Origin of the sequence: Paenibacillus sp. Soil522, assembly GCF_001428245.1 — a bacterium.
Classification (GTDB): Bacteria; Bacillota; Bacilli; order Paenibacillales; family Paenibacillaceae; genus Pristimantibacillus.
Genome location: NZ_LMRV01000044.1, coordinates 270440 through 285685, shown reverse-complemented (window position 1 = coordinate 285685; position 15246 = coordinate 270440). Strand labels below are relative to the sequence as shown.

Annotated in this window: 13 protein-coding genes and 1 pseudogene; all 14 read right to left on the bottom strand. The window is 47.3% G+C overall.

Annotated features, from left to right (window positions below):
* Positions 1-24 precede the first annotated feature (24 nt).
* The 14 genes and pseudogenes from ASG81_RS14995 to ASG81_RS14945 all read right to left on the bottom strand — a co-directional run bounded on the left by ASG81_RS14995 (position 25) and on the right by ASG81_RS14945 (position 15216).
* Entirely contained in the window at positions 25-483 is a 459-nt protein-coding gene (locus ASG81_RS14995; RefSeq protein WP_235548881.1) for a hypothetical protein, read from the bottom strand.
* Complete coding sequence (locus tag ASG81_RS32820; protein WP_235548880.1) at positions 431-685, bottom strand: hypothetical protein; 255 nt, start codon at positions 683-685, stop codon at positions 431-433. Before ASG81_RS32820 ends, ASG81_RS14995 begins: the two co-directional genes overlap by 53 nt.
* 341 nt (positions 686-1026) lie before the next feature.
* Positions 1027-1440, bottom strand: a complete 414-nt coding sequence (locus ASG81_RS32815) for a hypothetical protein (protein ID WP_056635561.1) — start codon at positions 1438-1440, stop codon at positions 1027-1029.
* 406 nt (positions 1441-1846) lie between these two features.
* Positions 1847-1972 (bottom strand): DUF3502 domain-containing protein, encoded by a 126-nt coding sequence (locus ASG81_RS34005; protein ID WP_442952885.1) that lies wholly within the window; start codon positions 1970-1972, stop codon positions 1847-1849.
* A 45-nt stretch (positions 1973-2017) separates the two neighbouring features.
* Positions 2018-2237: DUF3502 domain-containing protein (locus ASG81_RS29920; RefSeq protein ID WP_155971570.1), on the bottom strand; the 220-nt coding region annotated here is incomplete at its 3' end.
* 454 nt (positions 2238-2691) lie between these two features.
* Positions 2692-4776 carry a hypothetical protein gene (locus ASG81_RS14980; protein ID WP_056635555.1) on the bottom strand — a complete coding sequence of 695 codons (2085 nt, stop codon included), beginning with the start codon at positions 4774-4776 and terminating at the stop codon, positions 2692-2694.
* 192 nt (positions 4777-4968) lie between these two features.
* Positions 4969-6192 (bottom strand): hypothetical protein, encoded by a 1224-nt coding sequence (locus ASG81_RS14975; RefSeq protein WP_056635552.1) that lies wholly within the window; start codon positions 6190-6192, stop codon positions 4969-4971.
* Positions 6193-6310: 118 nt separating this feature from the next.
* Entirely contained in the window at positions 6311-7186 is an 876-nt protein-coding gene (locus ASG81_RS14970) for a carbohydrate ABC transporter permease (RefSeq protein ID WP_056635548.1), read from the bottom strand.
* Between the two features lie 15 nt (positions 7187-7201).
* The gene (locus tag ASG81_RS14965; RefSeq protein WP_056635545.1) at positions 7202-8119 is read right to left on the bottom strand and encodes an ABC transporter permease; all 918 of its coding nucleotides are present in this window, start codon (positions 8117-8119) and stop codon (positions 7202-7204) included.
* A 249-nt stretch (positions 8120-8368) separates the two neighbouring features.
* A pseudogene (locus tag ASG81_RS33710) lies at positions 8369-8534 on the bottom strand (DUF3502 domain-containing protein); the annotation flags it as partial.
* 1 nt (position 8535) lies between these two features.
* Positions 8536-9748 (bottom strand): extracellular solute-binding protein (locus ASG81_RS14960; protein WP_235548885.1); only part of this gene is annotated, 1213 nt, incomplete at its 3' end.
* 426 nt (positions 9749-10174) lie between these two features.
* Complete coding sequence (locus ASG81_RS14955) at positions 10175-12451, bottom strand: AraC family transcriptional regulator (RefSeq protein ID WP_056635539.1); 2277 nt, start codon at positions 12449-12451, stop codon at positions 10175-10177.
* 507 nt (positions 12452-12958) lie between these two features.
* Positions 12959-13528, bottom strand: a complete 570-nt coding sequence (locus ASG81_RS14950; protein WP_442952884.1) for a DUF3885 domain-containing protein — start codon at positions 13526-13528, stop codon at positions 12959-12961.
* A gap of 2 nt (positions 13529-13530) precedes the next feature.
* Positions 13531-15216, bottom strand: coding sequence for an alginate lyase family protein (locus tag ASG81_RS14945; RefSeq protein WP_056635533.1), 1686 nt, complete (start codon positions 15214-15216; stop codon positions 13531-13533).
* Positions 15217-15246: the final 30 nt, after the last annotated feature.

Genomic DNA, 15246 nt, shown 5'->3' with positions numbered 1-15246 from the left:
CATCGATTTTGTTAAGACGGTTAATCATTCCTGTAAAGCGTTTATTTTCTCCACCTTCCGGCCTTCCGCGTCAAATTGCTTGATATATTCCACCAGCTCGGCAAAATTCACCCAAGAAATGCCTGTTTTCTGATCGGCTGCTCCATAAGACATAATCAGATCATCTCCAATAACTATTCCTCCCGTTGTAAATAAGCAAGGCGTAGGATAATCGCTCGGCATCTCCCACTCCTGGCTGGCGTACATCAATCGTTCGGAGCTACGATGCACTACAACCGGGAAATCGTTATCCTGCTCGCGCAAAATCATGAAGGATTGCGTATAGCCGAAGCTGGCGTCTTTCTTGCCATGATAAGAAACCAGCCATTCACCAGCCGAAATTTGGAGCGGCGCCCAGCTTGCCCCGATCCGATCCTCTTCCCAGTGGAATTTACACGTCCCCAGCAGACGGTGGGTTGCCCGGCCGCTCGTGAAATCCTCCAACTTTTCCGCCGCAGCGAGGTAGATCGACGGTTTCTTTGCCCCGGCTCCTTTTGCGCTTCCGGGACCATGGGCCCGTTGCCCGGAAGAGCATATGCAGCCGATCGGAAGCCGGGTCTTTAACAATAGCCGGGTTCAGCACCATTTTGCTTGCCCACTCGCAGTCTGGAACCGGCTCCGGGGTATACCGGAAATGAGGTTTCATCTATCCGTCTCCTCCGTCTTATGGAATTAAATCCTCCGATTTCGATACGGATCTGAAGACCGGCCGCCTATCCCTTAACGGCTCCAGAAAGCGGAGAACAAGAGCGGCAGCAGCAGCGCGAGCAGTGAATCCCGCTTTTTCATGCTCATACCATCACTCCCTTTCTAGAACAGCTTCGAATCGTTATCGACCCGGCGGACAACCTAATTGAAGAACAAAATATGGTGATCAGCCCCATAACCGACTGAAATAAGGTGACTGCCGCGGCATTGCTGTAGCTGTTCATATTCGTGGACCTCAAGGATCGGTACGTATACGTATCGATCACATCCGTAGCGCTTTCATAATATTCCTCGGAGAAACCCGTTAAAGTTGCAAGATAAATAATCGGTCCCCCCTGCTCCCTTCCATATGAATATGACCGTGAGCAGCCAAGGCCAAACCTCCGGCGTTTGAAACCAGGAGATCGTCTGGAAACCAAATTCCTTCAGCGAGCGATTAATCATGCCGTCCTGCCCGTTAAAGAAATTCATGACCATCAGATTAACGACGATAATGGAAATAAAATGCGGCAGAATGACGAGCGATTGCGTCACCTTTTTGAATAAGGAATGATGAATTTCATTCAGCAGCAGCGCAATACATAAGGAACATACAGTACCCGAAACAATGAACAGAAGATTCAAGTAAATCGTATTCAACGTAACCCCAGCCAATCCGGACCGGTGAAAAAAAGTCAGATTGTCGAGGCCCACCCATTCGCTCCCCCAGAGCCCCTTTGCCGGTGTAAACTGCTTGAAGGCCAATATATGAGCGGACATCGGCAAATAAGAAAAAATAATCACTTAAACAATGACGGGAATTGACATCGCGTAAAGCCATTTGTTCTTCCTCAGCTCCTGCAAAATCCCCATCTTAAGCTCTCCTTTCCTTTCTTCTTTACTTGCATATTACGCATGCGTGATGCCGTACGTATAGTCTTGAATTTCTCAATAGGTATGAACGGCAACACCCTGTGAATGTTCGATTTCTATCACTCGCGAAAAGTACGGAGTTTAACGATACTTGAGTAAATACACCAACTAGATGATGCGTGCTACTGGGCACAATTTTAAAAAAACCGGCCGGCCTTGTTTCAAGGCCGCCGGCTTTTTTGATGACTTACTTGTTCTTGCCAGCCAGATATTCATCCAGCTGCTTCTGATACTCCGCTTGAACTTTCTTCACATTGTCATAGGCCTTTTCCTTAAACTTGGCCAGACCCTCGTTCGGTTCCACCAGCCCCATCACGATCGGATTATAAAACTCCACGCCCGCATTGCTGAGTTGTGNCATCCAGCTGCTTCTGATACTCCGCTTGAACTTTCTTCACATTGTCATAGGCCTTTTCCTTAAACTTGGCCAGACCCTCGTTCGGTTCCACCAGCCCCATCACGATCGGATTATAAAACTCCACGCCCGCATTGCTGAGTTGTGCCACTTCATCGGCTACCGGGCTAGGATTGAAGGTGAAGCCCGTCAGAATATCCGTTGTGAAGTTACTCGGATCCATCTGCCACTTATTCAGCGCAATAACATCTTCAGGCAGGCTGGCATCAATAAAATTGCCCGCTTTGTAGGTCTAAAGTCTTTCCGCCATTTGGAGAAAAAGCTTGCCAAGCTCGAAAATAAGGCTCAAGAAGAGCAAGCTTCTGAGCCATTGGCTGACCAGGCGATAGTTCCTGCTGACGCAAAGAATTAAACAAGAAAACGAAACCGGAGAAGGAAGCAAAGGCAAAGGAAACAAAGACCAAGGGAACTAAGACCAACAAGGAAGCTAAGATTGAAAAGGTGGCTAAGATTGAACAGCAAGAAATGCTCATGAAGCAGAAGAAAGAACATGAAAATAACCGTAATCAAAAAAATCATAATAACAAATAAGTCAGAACGTTTAGAGGCCTGCTAACAATTTTAGGCCTCTAAACGTATTTTCTGCCTTTTATAATTTGATTTCGCCTGAGCCGGGTTTAGCCCCCGTTTGCATGGACCGTTTCCAGCCCTGCATTTACGCTCTTCATGATATTGACCATATCCGTATAGGGCTGATCCTGCTGGTTTACCAAGCCAGTATTGAAATTCTCGTTGTCTCTTCGCCCGGTAACCGCTTGATCATAGTACATAAACCAGCCCGAGCCGACATACAGCGGATGTGCTGTTTGGCTCTCGATGAAAGCTTTGTAAGCCATGCCTCTGTCCGCTATACTGGCTGTGGTTGTAGCCCCATTGATAGGTGATAACCCTCGCTCGCTAGTGCTAAATGTATATTCCAGATTCAACAGCGGTTTTCCGAAAGCTTCATATCTGGAAATCCAGCCCGGATCTTTCGTATAATTATCTACGGAAAAAACATCCACAAATTCCATGGCTGCCGAATCCCAATCCAGACTGGTGCGCCAGGTGGGAACGATAGAAGAACCTAAGAACAAATGGTTCGTATCATACTTTTCGATAATATTCTTAATCGTCGAGAAGTACGTTTTGGATGCCAGCTTGATATAGTCCGATACATCCGCAGCCGGAACGCTCGTGATTGCGATCGGCGTATTCTTTAATGCGTCAAATGATTCGGCGTTCGTGCCAAGAAGCTGGTTGACGGCGGCAATGTCATTGTTATATCTTGGCGCAAGAAAATCTACAAAGGCGCCCTTCGCCGCAGAGGTCGAATCAAACTTCAAAATATCTTTTACAATATCGGTCGTCCATCCGGCCTCATTATCGTAGGTGTAGCCGATCAGCCACCGGTCATTCCTCGCCTTTTGAAGCTGTGCGCTCAAGGCGTTGTCGATAATGGATGCAGCCTGCGGATCGAACACATCGTACGTCCATTGAATCCTTTTCAAAGTTGACGGATCTTGCAGAACCTCTATATAGGGAAACGTGACATTATTAGGCCTGGTCCACTTGCTAAAGGCATTAAAGCCCCAATTGATCAACCGCTTCTTGGTGATTTCCTCCCACTTCGACTCATAGCTGCTGCCGTATTTTTTCATGATGTTGGCAATGACGAAGCTGACTCTTTCGCCATTTAAGTCATTGGCGTAAGCAGGAGCATAGGCGATCGGATCGGGAAGCTCCTCGAACACCTTCCGGGGAGTACCGTCCGCTTTCTTATATGGCGTACCGTATCCCCACTCCCACATGCTTGCCGCATCCACGCCCTTTAAAATGAATTTATAGCCGTCCGGCGTAATAAACCACCATTTATTATCGATTTGTTCAAGGCGGAAATATCCGGAACCTGCGTACTGTCCCCCGCCTTTAATCCCGCCGTACTGATCATATTTGTTTCGGTCCAGCACAACTTTCGACAGCGCTTTCGCCTCATTCGCATATTCCTGCTGCAATTGCGCGTCAGTTGCAACCTTTCCCGGCCACGTTTCATAAACCCACTGACCGTATTTATCCACCATCAAAGCGTCTTTCTTAAGCTCAGCCTGCATCTGCTCTACGGTAAAAGCAGGAGCCGGATTCTGCCCTTCATCGCCTGTGCCTTTATAAATTTGCACTTCCGTAAGCGGGATATGCTGAAAGGAGTGCGAACGCTTAATATCGATAACAATAAACCTTGCCGTCTTGTTGTTCATCGGGATATTGACCGAATAGTTCAAGGCGGTTCCTGATTTTACATGCTTGCCGGCAATATAGTAATATTCCGTCTCAGCCTCGGGGCGGTATTTGACCGTAAATTGATTAAACCCCCAAAAGCTGTTGGGCGAATTCAATACGATGTTTATGCTGTCCAGCGGATAGTCCTTCAACAGGTCAAACACCACCTGCACCGTCCCTTTGGCGGTCGCGCTTCCCATCCATCCGGCATAAGTCGTCGTTAAGCCGTCAAAAAGTATGCCGCTCTCTGACGATACCAAGCCGGTAGCCCCTTTATCGGGAATATTGCCTGCATCCGGGGCAGGGCTGTAATAATAGTTTCCGGTTTTGAGCAGCGTACCTTCCGCGAGAGCAGCTCCTCCGGCAGGGATAAACGACGATACCAGCACAATTGCTAGAAATAGTTTAAAAGCATTGCCACGATAACATCTATACCATTTGCTCATAATTATCCTCCATCTAAATAGATTGACATTGTTGAGACAGTTAATCAGTTAAATAATCATGTAAAGCGCTTACATAAAAATACCTCTCCGTCGCATTAGAGCAACCGCGAGAACGTCTTTAATGTATGTATGCTTACACAACTACAGATATTCTTTTTATAGTAAATTAACCAATTTTACTAGTTAATACCTCTACTTCTCAATCTTACGGCCTTCTGCGTCAAATTGCTTGATATACTCTACCAGCCCGGCAAAATTCACCCAAGAAATGCCTGCTTTCTTATCGGCTGCTCCATAAGACATAATCAGATCATCTCCGATAACTATTCCTCCCGTTGTAAATAAGCAAGGCGTAGGATAATCGCTCGGCATCTCCCACTCCTGGCTGGCGTACATCAATCGCTCGGAGCTACGATGCACTACAACCGGGAAATCGTTATCCTGCTCGCGCAAAATCATGAAGGATTGCGTATAGCCGAAGCTGGCATCTTTCTTGCCATGATAAGAAACCAGCCATTCGCCAGCCGAAATTTGGAGCGGCGCCCAGCTTGCCCCGATCCGATTCTCTTCCCAGTGGAATTTACACGTCGCCAGCAGACGGTGGGTTGCCCGGCCGCTCGCGAAATCCTCCAACTTCTCCGCCGCAGCGAGGTAGATCGACGGTTTCTTTACCCCGGCTCCTTGCGGGAATAAGGCAGGCGTCATCGGGCGATGCAGCATTACATATTGCAGCTTCCCGCCAATCAGCATCTTGTTCGGGAACAGGAAAACGTCGCGGTTATCGCTGACATGGCCCTCCGTCAACGGGCATACATAGGCAAAGGCTTCCTCATAGCAGCCCTCTTTCAATTTATCCAGGTCCAGCTTATACAGCACGGTTACGGTCGGGTTGGAGCGGGCGGTCACGCGGAAAGGATCGTCACCTTCATGCACCCATTCCGGCACATAGTCGTTGCGCGTATCGACCGGCGGCTCCTGATCGATAAGCCAATAAGGGCCGGGCGGAAACAGTCGGCATGCCACGGACAGATACAGCTCCCCTTCTACCGGAAAAATGCGCGGATCTTCGATGCAGCCGTTCGAATAATCGCGTACGCGGTTGCCGTGTATATCCGTAATATAAATGTCTTCATACCGCTCATTCAGGGCAGGAGCAATGGCAGGCCGGGAGAAATCGGCAGTCCACGTTCTCCCCAGGTCGCTGCTCGCCGCATATCCGAGAAAGATCGGATAAGGTTCATGCTTGCCTTCTTTGCGCTTCCGGGACCATGGGCCCGTTGCCCGGAAGAGCATATGCAGCCGATCGGAAGCCGGTTCTTTAACAATAGCCGGGTTCAGCACCATTTTGCTTGCCCACTCGCAGCCCGGAACCGGCTCCAGCACCGGCTCCGGGGTATACCGGAAATGAGGTTTCATCTATCTGTCTCCTCCGTCTTATGGAATCAAATAAATACGATGTTCAAGATTGGTCCCGCTCCGCCAGTCTTGCCAATAAAAGCTTTTTCCTGCTGGAAGCAGATATTCATGTTCCCGCCTATCCCTTAACGGCTCCGATCGTCATCCCCTTGATAAAATAGCGCTGCAGAAACGGATACAAGAAAATGATCGGCCCGATCGTAATAACAACCGTCGAAAGCTGAACGCCTGTCGTCGAGACGGGAATATTGACATTCGCATTCAAATAATCCAGATTCTCCGAATTGGAAACGATTCTTCGCAGCATCATCTGCAGCGGATGATTTTGCGGATCGTCGATAAACATCAGCGCGTTAAACCAGTCGTTCCAATAAGAAAGGGCATAGAACAGGGAGATCGTCGCGATAACCGGCATGGAAATCGGCCAGATGATCCGGAAGAAGATATACAGCTCATGCGCACCGTCCACGGTTGCCGCTTCATTCAATTCGAAGGGAAGCGTCCGGAAATATGATGTCATCAAGAAGGCGTTGAAGGGAGAGAACAAGAGCGGCAGCAGCAATGCGAGCAGCGAATCCCGCAGGTTCAACCAGTTGGAAATGAGCAAATAATAGCCGACCAGACCGGGCGGAAACAGCATCGTGAAATAAATGTAGAAGGAAAGGACATACCGGTACTTTACCTTCTGATGGGCCGCAACATAGGAGAACATGGAAGTCATAAGCACGGCTGCGACAGTGCCGGCCACCGTAATAAAAACAGAAACGAAACTGCTGTAATACACCTGACTGCCCTGGAACAAAAAGCGGTAGGAATCAAGCGTAAATTCCGTAGGCAGCATACGAAAGCCCTTGACAATCTGGCTCTCCGCCGTGAACGACCCGATATACATAAGCCAGAAAGGAATAAAGCAAATCAGAGCGAAAATGCCGATGACTAGATAAGCCGCTGCGGAAACGGCAAGTTGCGAAGTATCCCTCTGTTTCATGCTCATACAATCACTCCCTTTCTAGAATAGCTTCGAATCGTTATCGACCTTGCGGACAACCCAATTGAAGAACAGAATGGTGATCAGCCCCATAACCGACTGGAATAAGGCGACTGCCGCAGCATTGCTGTAGCTGTTCATATTCGTGGACCTCAAAGACCGGTACGTATACGTATCGATCACATCCGTAGAATCGAAAAGCAGCGAATTGTCTCCGATGATGCCGTAAATCAAGCCGAAATCACCATAAAATATGCGTCCCAGCGAGAGAAGGGTCAGCACGATAATGGTCGGCCGCAGCAGCGGCAGCGTAATATACCAAATTTGCTGCCATCGCTTGGCGCCGTCGATTTTAGCGCTTTCATAATATTCCTCGGAGAAACCCGTCAAGGTTGCAAGATAAATAATCGAGCCCCACCCTGCTCCCTTCCATACGAATATGATCGTGAGCAGCCAAGGCCAAACGTCCGGCGTTTGAAACCAGGAGATCGTCTGAAAACTGAATTCCTTCATTAAGCGATTAACCATCCCGTCCTGCCCGTTAAAGAAATTCGTGACCATCAGATTAAGGACGATAATGGAAATAAAATGCGGCAGAATGACGAGCGATTGCGTCACCTTTTTAAATAAGGAATGATGGATTTCATTCAGCAGCAGCGCAATGCATAGGGAACATACAGTACCCGATACAATGAACAGAAGATTCAAATAAATTGTATTCAACGTAACCCCCAGCCAATCCGGACCGGTGAAAAAAAACGTCAGATTGTCAAGGCCGACCCACTCGCTTCCCCAGAGTCCCTTTGCCGGTGTAAACTGCTTGAAGGCCAATATATGAGCGGACATCGGCAAATAAGAAAAAATAAACACGTAAACAATGACGGGAAGCGACATCGCGTAAAGCCATTTGTTTTTCCTCAGCTGCTGCAGAATCCCCATCTCAAGCCTCCTTTCCTTTCTTCTGTACTTGCATATTACGCATTCGTGATGCCGTACGTATAGTCTTGAATCTATCAATAGGTATGAACGGCAACACCCTGTAAAGGTTCGAATTCTATCACTCGCGAAAAGTACGGAGTTTACCGATACTTGAGTAAACTCACCAACTAGATGATTCGTGCCACTGGGCACAATTTCAAAAAAACCGGCCGGCCTTGTTTCAAGGCCGCCGGCTTTTTTGATGGCTTACTAGTTCTTGCCAGCCAGATATTCATCCAGTTGCTTCTGATACTCCGCTTGGACTTTCTTTATATCGCCATAGGCCTTTTCCTTAAACTTGGCCAGACCCTCGTTCGGTTCCACCAGCCCCATCACGATCGGATTATAAAACTCCACGCCCGCATTGCTGAGTTGTNCATAGGCCTTTTCCTTAAACTTGGCCAGACCCTCGTTCGGTTCCACCAGCCCCATCACGATCGGATTATAAAACTCCACGCCCGCATTGCTGAGTTGTGACACTTCATTGGCTACCGGGCTAGGATTGAAGGTGAAGCCCGTCAGAATATCAGTTGTGAAGTTACTCGGATCCCTCTGCCACTTATTCAGCGCAATAACATCTTCAGGCAGGCTGGCATCGATTCGATCCAGCTTCGGATTCCAGCCCCATGCGAAAGGAATGCCCGCATAAGGGTTATCTTTGATCGGGTTATAAAGACCTTCTCCCGCATCTTCCCAGTTTTTCCCCTCTATACCATAGGCAAGTAAATCGTAATTATCCTTCTGATTCAGCCAATTAAGAAATTGAATGGCGCGTTCTTTGTTTTTACTGACCACCGGAACGGCAATAAAATTGCCCGCTTTATAGGTCGAGCTCAGCTTCATGCCGGTGTCGTATAAGGAGAAAGCTTCGGCAGAAGCTCCAGGAACCGATTTTTCAAGCGCCGAGCGGGTATTCAGATTGACGCCAAAATCGAAAAATGTGGAAACAGCCGCCTTTCCTTTGGAAAATTCCGCATTTTTAAGCGTAAGGGCGTCTTTGGCTAATATTCCGTTCTGATACAGCTTGCGATATTGCTCGAAATTTTTCATAATCATGGGGTCCATGTTATCGAAAATATTATAGACCTTTCCGTCGTTCCCTTTGGTGTACAATCCGGGATAGTTCAATACGGCGGCAAGGTTGGCCGTCGGATCAAGCATGTTTGCAAGCCTCAAGCCGATATGCTCCGGACCGTTAGGAATGAACGGAGTGATTTCCGGAACCTTCTCTTTCACCAAATACATAAATTCGATCAGCTCGTCATAGCTCTTGATCGGTTCGACACCCAGCTGCTCCCGAATGTCCTTGCGAATGACAAACGTCCATGGGCGGATGAAATTCACTTCAAGTGGGACCGCATACAATTTACCGTTTACCTTATTGGCTTCCATCAGCTCCGCGGAACGATTGCCCTTGATATCGGGCCCATATTTCTCGATCAATTCGTCCAGCGGTTCATAGAGGCCGGCGGCCATATTTTGCACCGGATTATTGTCCCAGATCAGATCGTAGTCTTCCGCGGAGGATAATGCAACTTGACGCTTCTGAAGAACGTCCGTCCATGGGATAAACACCACGTTCAGCTTCATATTAAGCGTACCCGCCAGACGCTTCTCCATCTCCGCCTTGACTTCATCCCAGCCCGCTGGCGGGTCTCCGGGGAACATGATCTTCAATGTAACCGGATTCAATTTTCCGTCCTCGGAAGCCTGCGGCGATTCACCTGTTTCGGAAGGAGCCGGCCCATTCGAACTGCAGCCGGCCAATATTCCTGTCAGGATTAGCGATACGACCATTAACAAGAACCCTCTTTTTCTTAACTTCATGGCTTTACCCCTCCTGCTTGATGATCATCCGGGCGGCGGCCGCGACGATTTCCGTCATGACCCGCTCATCCCGCTTCTGTCTGATCATACACGGGTTGTTCAGCTTCCGTACAGTCCGGTATCTAACAATTGGTACGAAAGCTGATAAATGGCAAGTATTCATTTTCCAACTGGCTGAAGTACGGATTTCTACTCTTTGGCTTGCATATTTTCAGTACGGTATTGGTTCGGCGTCATTCCGGTTGCCCGTTTGAACAGGGAATAGAAGGTGCTCTTGGTTTGAAAACCGGACTGTTCCGTTATATCGGCTACCGTCCAATCGGTCGTTGTAAGCAGCTTGATCGCGTACTCGATCCGTTGGTTTGTAATATAGTCGGATAATGAGCACTCAAAATGCTCCTTAAAGATTTGCCGGGCATAGTTTACAGATATGGATACATGAGCGGCAATGTCGTCCACGGAAAGCATTGGATTGTGAAGATGGTTGCGCACATATTCGATCATCTCGGCGGCGACCTCGTCCTTTCGGCTCGAGGTATTCTTCTTGCGGTGCTGGTCCATGATCTGCAGCAGCTCCCCGTACATCCACGAGTTTACTTCTCCAATGGTTGCAAATTGCTCCAAGAAAGTATGGATGCTCTTCATTCCTTGGAACGTCTTATAGTTCTTGAAGCTTTTCATAATCGAATAAATAATATGAGTCAGCTGCAGTTTGCATTCCTCATAGCTTAGCGCCTGCATATGCAAGGTAAGTTTATCCAGGTACCTCTTTAGAGCCTTATCGTTCTTAAGGTGAACGGAATAAATCACCTGCTTCAGCAAGTCTTCATCGAGCTTGCTGTCTTCGCCCAGCTGATTCCGCTCCAGATCTTCGGAGGTGAATACCCGATCCTCGTTATAAATGAATCCGATCAAAGTCAGTTCGTACATCCGGGTATAAACGGTGTGCATATTGTCTTCCATATGAAGTAAGGAGCTGACAGCCGCATGCAATTCCAGCTTCAGCCACCGTCTGATCTGAGCTCTTACCTCCTCCATCGCTGCGATGACCAGCGCCGTATCTTCACCCGAAGCGGACGAAGAAATAAGCGCCACGAGGTGATCCGAGCTGAAATCGGCCGTTTCCGCGGCAAACCCGTGATTCTCAAGAACTTCGATCATAATATTGCCCAGTGCATAGCGGAGCAATTTTCGCGAAGCGAAATCGTAACATTCCTTGAACCGCCCGTATGATTCCAGCCGTACGACCGCCATGCGGAAAGAGCCCGTCTGGAGGATTTTCGTTTCACTTCTAATAAACGCTTCGACGGGCCCTGAAGCTTTCGAATTGAGAATCCATTGACGTAAGAAATCCTCCTTCACCAAAGCTTTGCTGCTCTTGATCGACAAGTCCAATTGCTCGATCTGCTCGACCAGCAAATGGAAGCCGGAATGAATCCACTCAATCTCATTATTGGCATTCGCTGTCTGCGCCATCAGATGCTTCTTGCCGAGCTTGCTTTGTAGTTGAAAGGCCAAGTCGCTAATGGGCTTCAAGCTGCGGTAGGATTGCCAGAACAAGAACAACAACAAAGCGAACAGCAGAATGATCGAGGAAACGATAATTTCCGTCAGGATCTTGGTTATTTTCGCTTGCCATAGAGAGATAGGTGACAAATGATAAACCTTCCATCCTTCAATAGGAAGCTGTGCCGTCTGAATGGACCAGGTTTCATTGTCGGACTCCCATTTCCAGCCCTGTTCCGCCGCCTCCGGCTTATCCGTCCCCATGAGAGCTTCCGTCAACGCGGCATCCGTATTGCCCAGAATGAACTCCTTATCTGTCCCTTCAATAAAAATTTTGTTCTGATCTTCCTCCGATATTTGCAGCATGTGCTCATTCAGCAGCGGCTTGCTGAACAGAATCGCCACGAATCCATAATAGTTCTGATTAGGCCCGGCTGCCGGTACGACAAGCGCTAGATGCGATTTGCCCTTCACCTCATGGTTGACAAACTGCAGATACGGAGTTTTCTGACTCTTAATGTAATTCAGCATGGCCTGGTCATAGAAATCCTGTATCGTATAAATACTTGAGTCTGAAGTATAGATTTGGCCGAGATTGAAGTTGAATAAATAAATGCCGTCTATGAAAGGCTCGCTGCTCCTAAACTTCCTTACGCTTTCGGCCGCTTTATTTAACGCCAGTGGGGAATAATCATTTTCACTCATGTTGGTCCACAGTGCGATATTTTCATCCGAATAAATACTCAAGGCAAACTGACGCAATTTCTGTAAAGTAAATTGCGAGGTTTTCACGACCTGGTTCATTTTCTCTTGGTTAGACTTATTGATTTCATCCATTGCGCTTTGAGCGAACTGCCGGCTCAGGAACATGGTGAACACCAGGGTGAGCAAGCTTACTGCTATGCAAGAGTAAAGAAAAATGCTGGAATACGTCTTCTTCGGCTTTATCCAGCTCCACATTGACGTCTCCCCTCCTATTCCCGTAAAAAACAATAGGATAGTATACCTAACTTGTCCAGTATGAAATGTATTACAGAAGTCTGGATTTTATTACATGATAGAGCTTTCTTATCTAATTGAAAAGGTACACGCATTAAAACCAACTGCCAAGCAATCGATGCGGGTCTCGGTTAGTTCTAGGAATTAGCCAATATGCAAACCAAAGCCTGCGGTTTCTTCAGCGTTAGCTTGGACGTTGGATTTCGAAAAAAAAAGCTGCCGATTTGCCGGTAGCTGCTGGTTTTTTAGCTCTATGTTCGTTAGACTTCCTTTTGCAGCTATTCCAGGTGTATTGTATTCAATTTTACCACAATACGGTATACATGGGTTATATAATACTAAGGATTACTGCTCTTCAATTGGAAAGAGGAGCTGCCGCATAGCAAGCTCCTCCACTGTCGTTACCCGTCAGATTAATGATGCATGTACTTAACCCAAAAAACAAAATTAGATGATGTTACTGGCAATTTAGAAGACTTCATCAAATGTTTTATTAATGGATTCCCTATCATAATTTAATATCCAATCGTTGTATTTAAGAAAAATATCTTTAATTCCTGAAATTGAATTGGAAATCACATCGCATCCACGATCATCATAAATATGATAAATTGTTCCTCTTCTAATATTGAGAAAGAAAACATCGTGATGAATTGAAGGCTTGATCCCTACATCTTGGTTACAAATAGCTTTAATTAAATTGAGATAATCTAGCTCATTAACCTTACAATTGATCATATATCTAAAAGTATTGTTTAATTCATCTGGTATTTCATCTTCATCAGCAAAGACATCGGGAATAACATTAAGCTTTAGATTTCTTAATAAGTGTTTACTCTTAAGGTATTTTCGATATAAATTTACCTTTCTAACTTTGTTTTTTAGGTTATAAGCAAAAAAGGCATTTGTAACAATAATAATATCATCGTTTATCTCATTGATAGCTTTGAATAACTCAATAGCTCGTTTATATACACGTTCCATATAGAGATTTGTATCTAAATCATACGCATTTGAATCCCCAAGTTCAAATCGAATTCCTACATCCCAGTTGTAGAATAATGGTGTTTAACCTTTCCGGGATATAGGAGAATCCAGCGCCCGTAATCGTCCTTAACTTCGACTGCACTCGCACTCATGACATAAGTAACCGGGTTTAAAGTCAAGTAACGACCGTTCACGAGTGCTTGTAGAACACCATTTCCGTTGCCTGTATCCGTATATGCAAATATCTCGGAGGTTCCAACCCGATCTGCTGCTGCAAGCAGCGTTCCATCATCTGTAACGGTTAAATACTTTCTCGTTGCAAGCGAACGGAATGCGAAGCGGTTAGCATCCAGGTAAACCGCCTCGAAGCCGGTGGCGGCATCCGATTGCATGCCCGTAACGGCGAGCGGCGTCAATGAATCGTCTGCGGCAGCCAGCGTACCCGTGGCAGGATCCTTCAGCACCTTGCTTTGCGACTGAAGATTAACCGTCATCTTTACCGGCTCGGCCGTAGGGTACTGAGCATCCAGTAAACCCCCAAACGATGGGTGGTCTAAGTAAAAGATACCTACAGGCATGCGATCGATCACTTCCTTAGTGAACTTCAACTTCGACTCCGGAATACCGACCTCGTTGCGGAATAAATGCCAGATCTGTTCAAACATCGGCCGGTTTTGACTTCTATTTTTTGGCGATATCGTTAGGCCGGACAGCCACGAGTACCCTTTTCCCATATCCTCCAGAGTATAGCCGACACCAGGTATCGGCGTATACGGAACCTCGTTACCTAGATTATATTTGGCCGTATATTCGGCAGCCTTCACGAGGGGATAAGTTTCATTCGGATACGATACCATGTCGGCGCCGTACGGGTTACGGCTGCGCTGCGTATAGCCGATTTCCGCCGCCATCGTCAACAGACCGAGTCCAAGCTGAGCATGGGCTTGATCCCGCCCGCTTTCCTGCAGCTGACCCTCTTCGTTCTGGACGTAGTGGATAACGGATCCGTTTCCGTAGCCGTGTTTGAAGTAGTCCACCGCTTCGTTGTAAATCTCTTCGTTATTGCTCCAAATGCCCAGACTCATATTAAACAGAACATCAGCTGCGTCCCAGTTTCCGTTCGCCCAGCCGCCGTTCACATAACCGTAAGTTTGGGTAAGCGGATAAAATACATTCATCATCATGGATGTAAACCTGTCGATCTCCGCGTTCGTCCACCCCGCATCGCTGTAACGCATAATTTCCGCTGCGTTCAGAAGCTTGTAACCATATAAGCTTGCGGCAAGCTGGGCGTCACGCCCTTGAATAGACGTCAGGGAACCGGACCAGCCGTTTAAAATGCGCAAAGCAGCATCGGCGTAGGCACGGTCGCCGGTTACCGACCACTCGATTGCGAGCATAAGCGCTGCCGAGGAGCTGTTCTGCAGGTCGGCGTTCCCCTTGTTTCTATTAACCGGGTCATTACGGTATACCGTTGGATAAAAGGTATTCGAATAAGTAGGGTGAGCGAGTTTATTCGTTTGCATCAACTGCCATTCGGGGTACCAGGGTGATTGGCGCTTGGCGACTTTGTCCTTCATAAGTGCCAGATCCTCTGCCGTATAGAGCATACCAGGATGCAAGAATGAAGCGGAGTCCATTGATTGGGCCGAGCCAATCGAGGGCACGGAAGACAGCAGCATACACAGGATCAAAACAAGAGTCAGACGTTTTTTCGTTACGAGTCGTACCGATCTCATTACATTAACTCCTCCAATTTTTAAGAAATC

Excerpts from the sequence above, each read along its gene's own strand:
- ASG81_RS14975 (WP_056635552.1), bottom strand. The coding sequence starts at position 6,192 with ATGAAACCTCATTTCCGGTATACCCCGGAGCCGGTGCTGGAGCCGGTT.
- ASG81_RS34005 (WP_442952885.1), bottom strand. The coding sequence starts at position 1,972 with ATGGGGCTGGTGGAACCGAACGAGGGTCTGGCCAAGTTTAAGGAAAAG.
- ASG81_RS14965 (WP_056635545.1), bottom strand. The coding sequence starts at position 8,119 with ATGGGGATTCTGCAGCAGCTGAGGAAAAACAAATGGCTTTACGCGATG.
- ASG81_RS14980 (WP_056635555.1), bottom strand. The coding sequence starts at position 4,776 with ATGAGCAAATGGTATAGATGTTATCGTGGCAATGCTTTTAAACTATTT.
- ASG81_RS14970 (WP_056635548.1), bottom strand. The coding sequence starts at position 7,186 with ATGAGCATGAAACAGAGGGATACTTCGCAACTTGCCGTTTCCGCAGCG.
- ASG81_RS14955 (WP_056635539.1), bottom strand. The coding sequence starts at position 12,451 with ATGTGGAGCTGGATAAAGCCGAAGAAGACGTATTCCAGCATTTTTCTT.
- ASG81_RS14945 (WP_056635533.1), bottom strand. The coding sequence starts at position 15,216 with ATGAGATCGGTACGACTCGTAACGAAAAAACGTCTGACTCTTGTTTTG.
- ASG81_RS32820 (WP_235548880.1), bottom strand. The coding sequence starts at position 685 with ATGAAACCTCATTTCCGGTATACCCCGGAGCCGGTTCCAGACTGCGAG.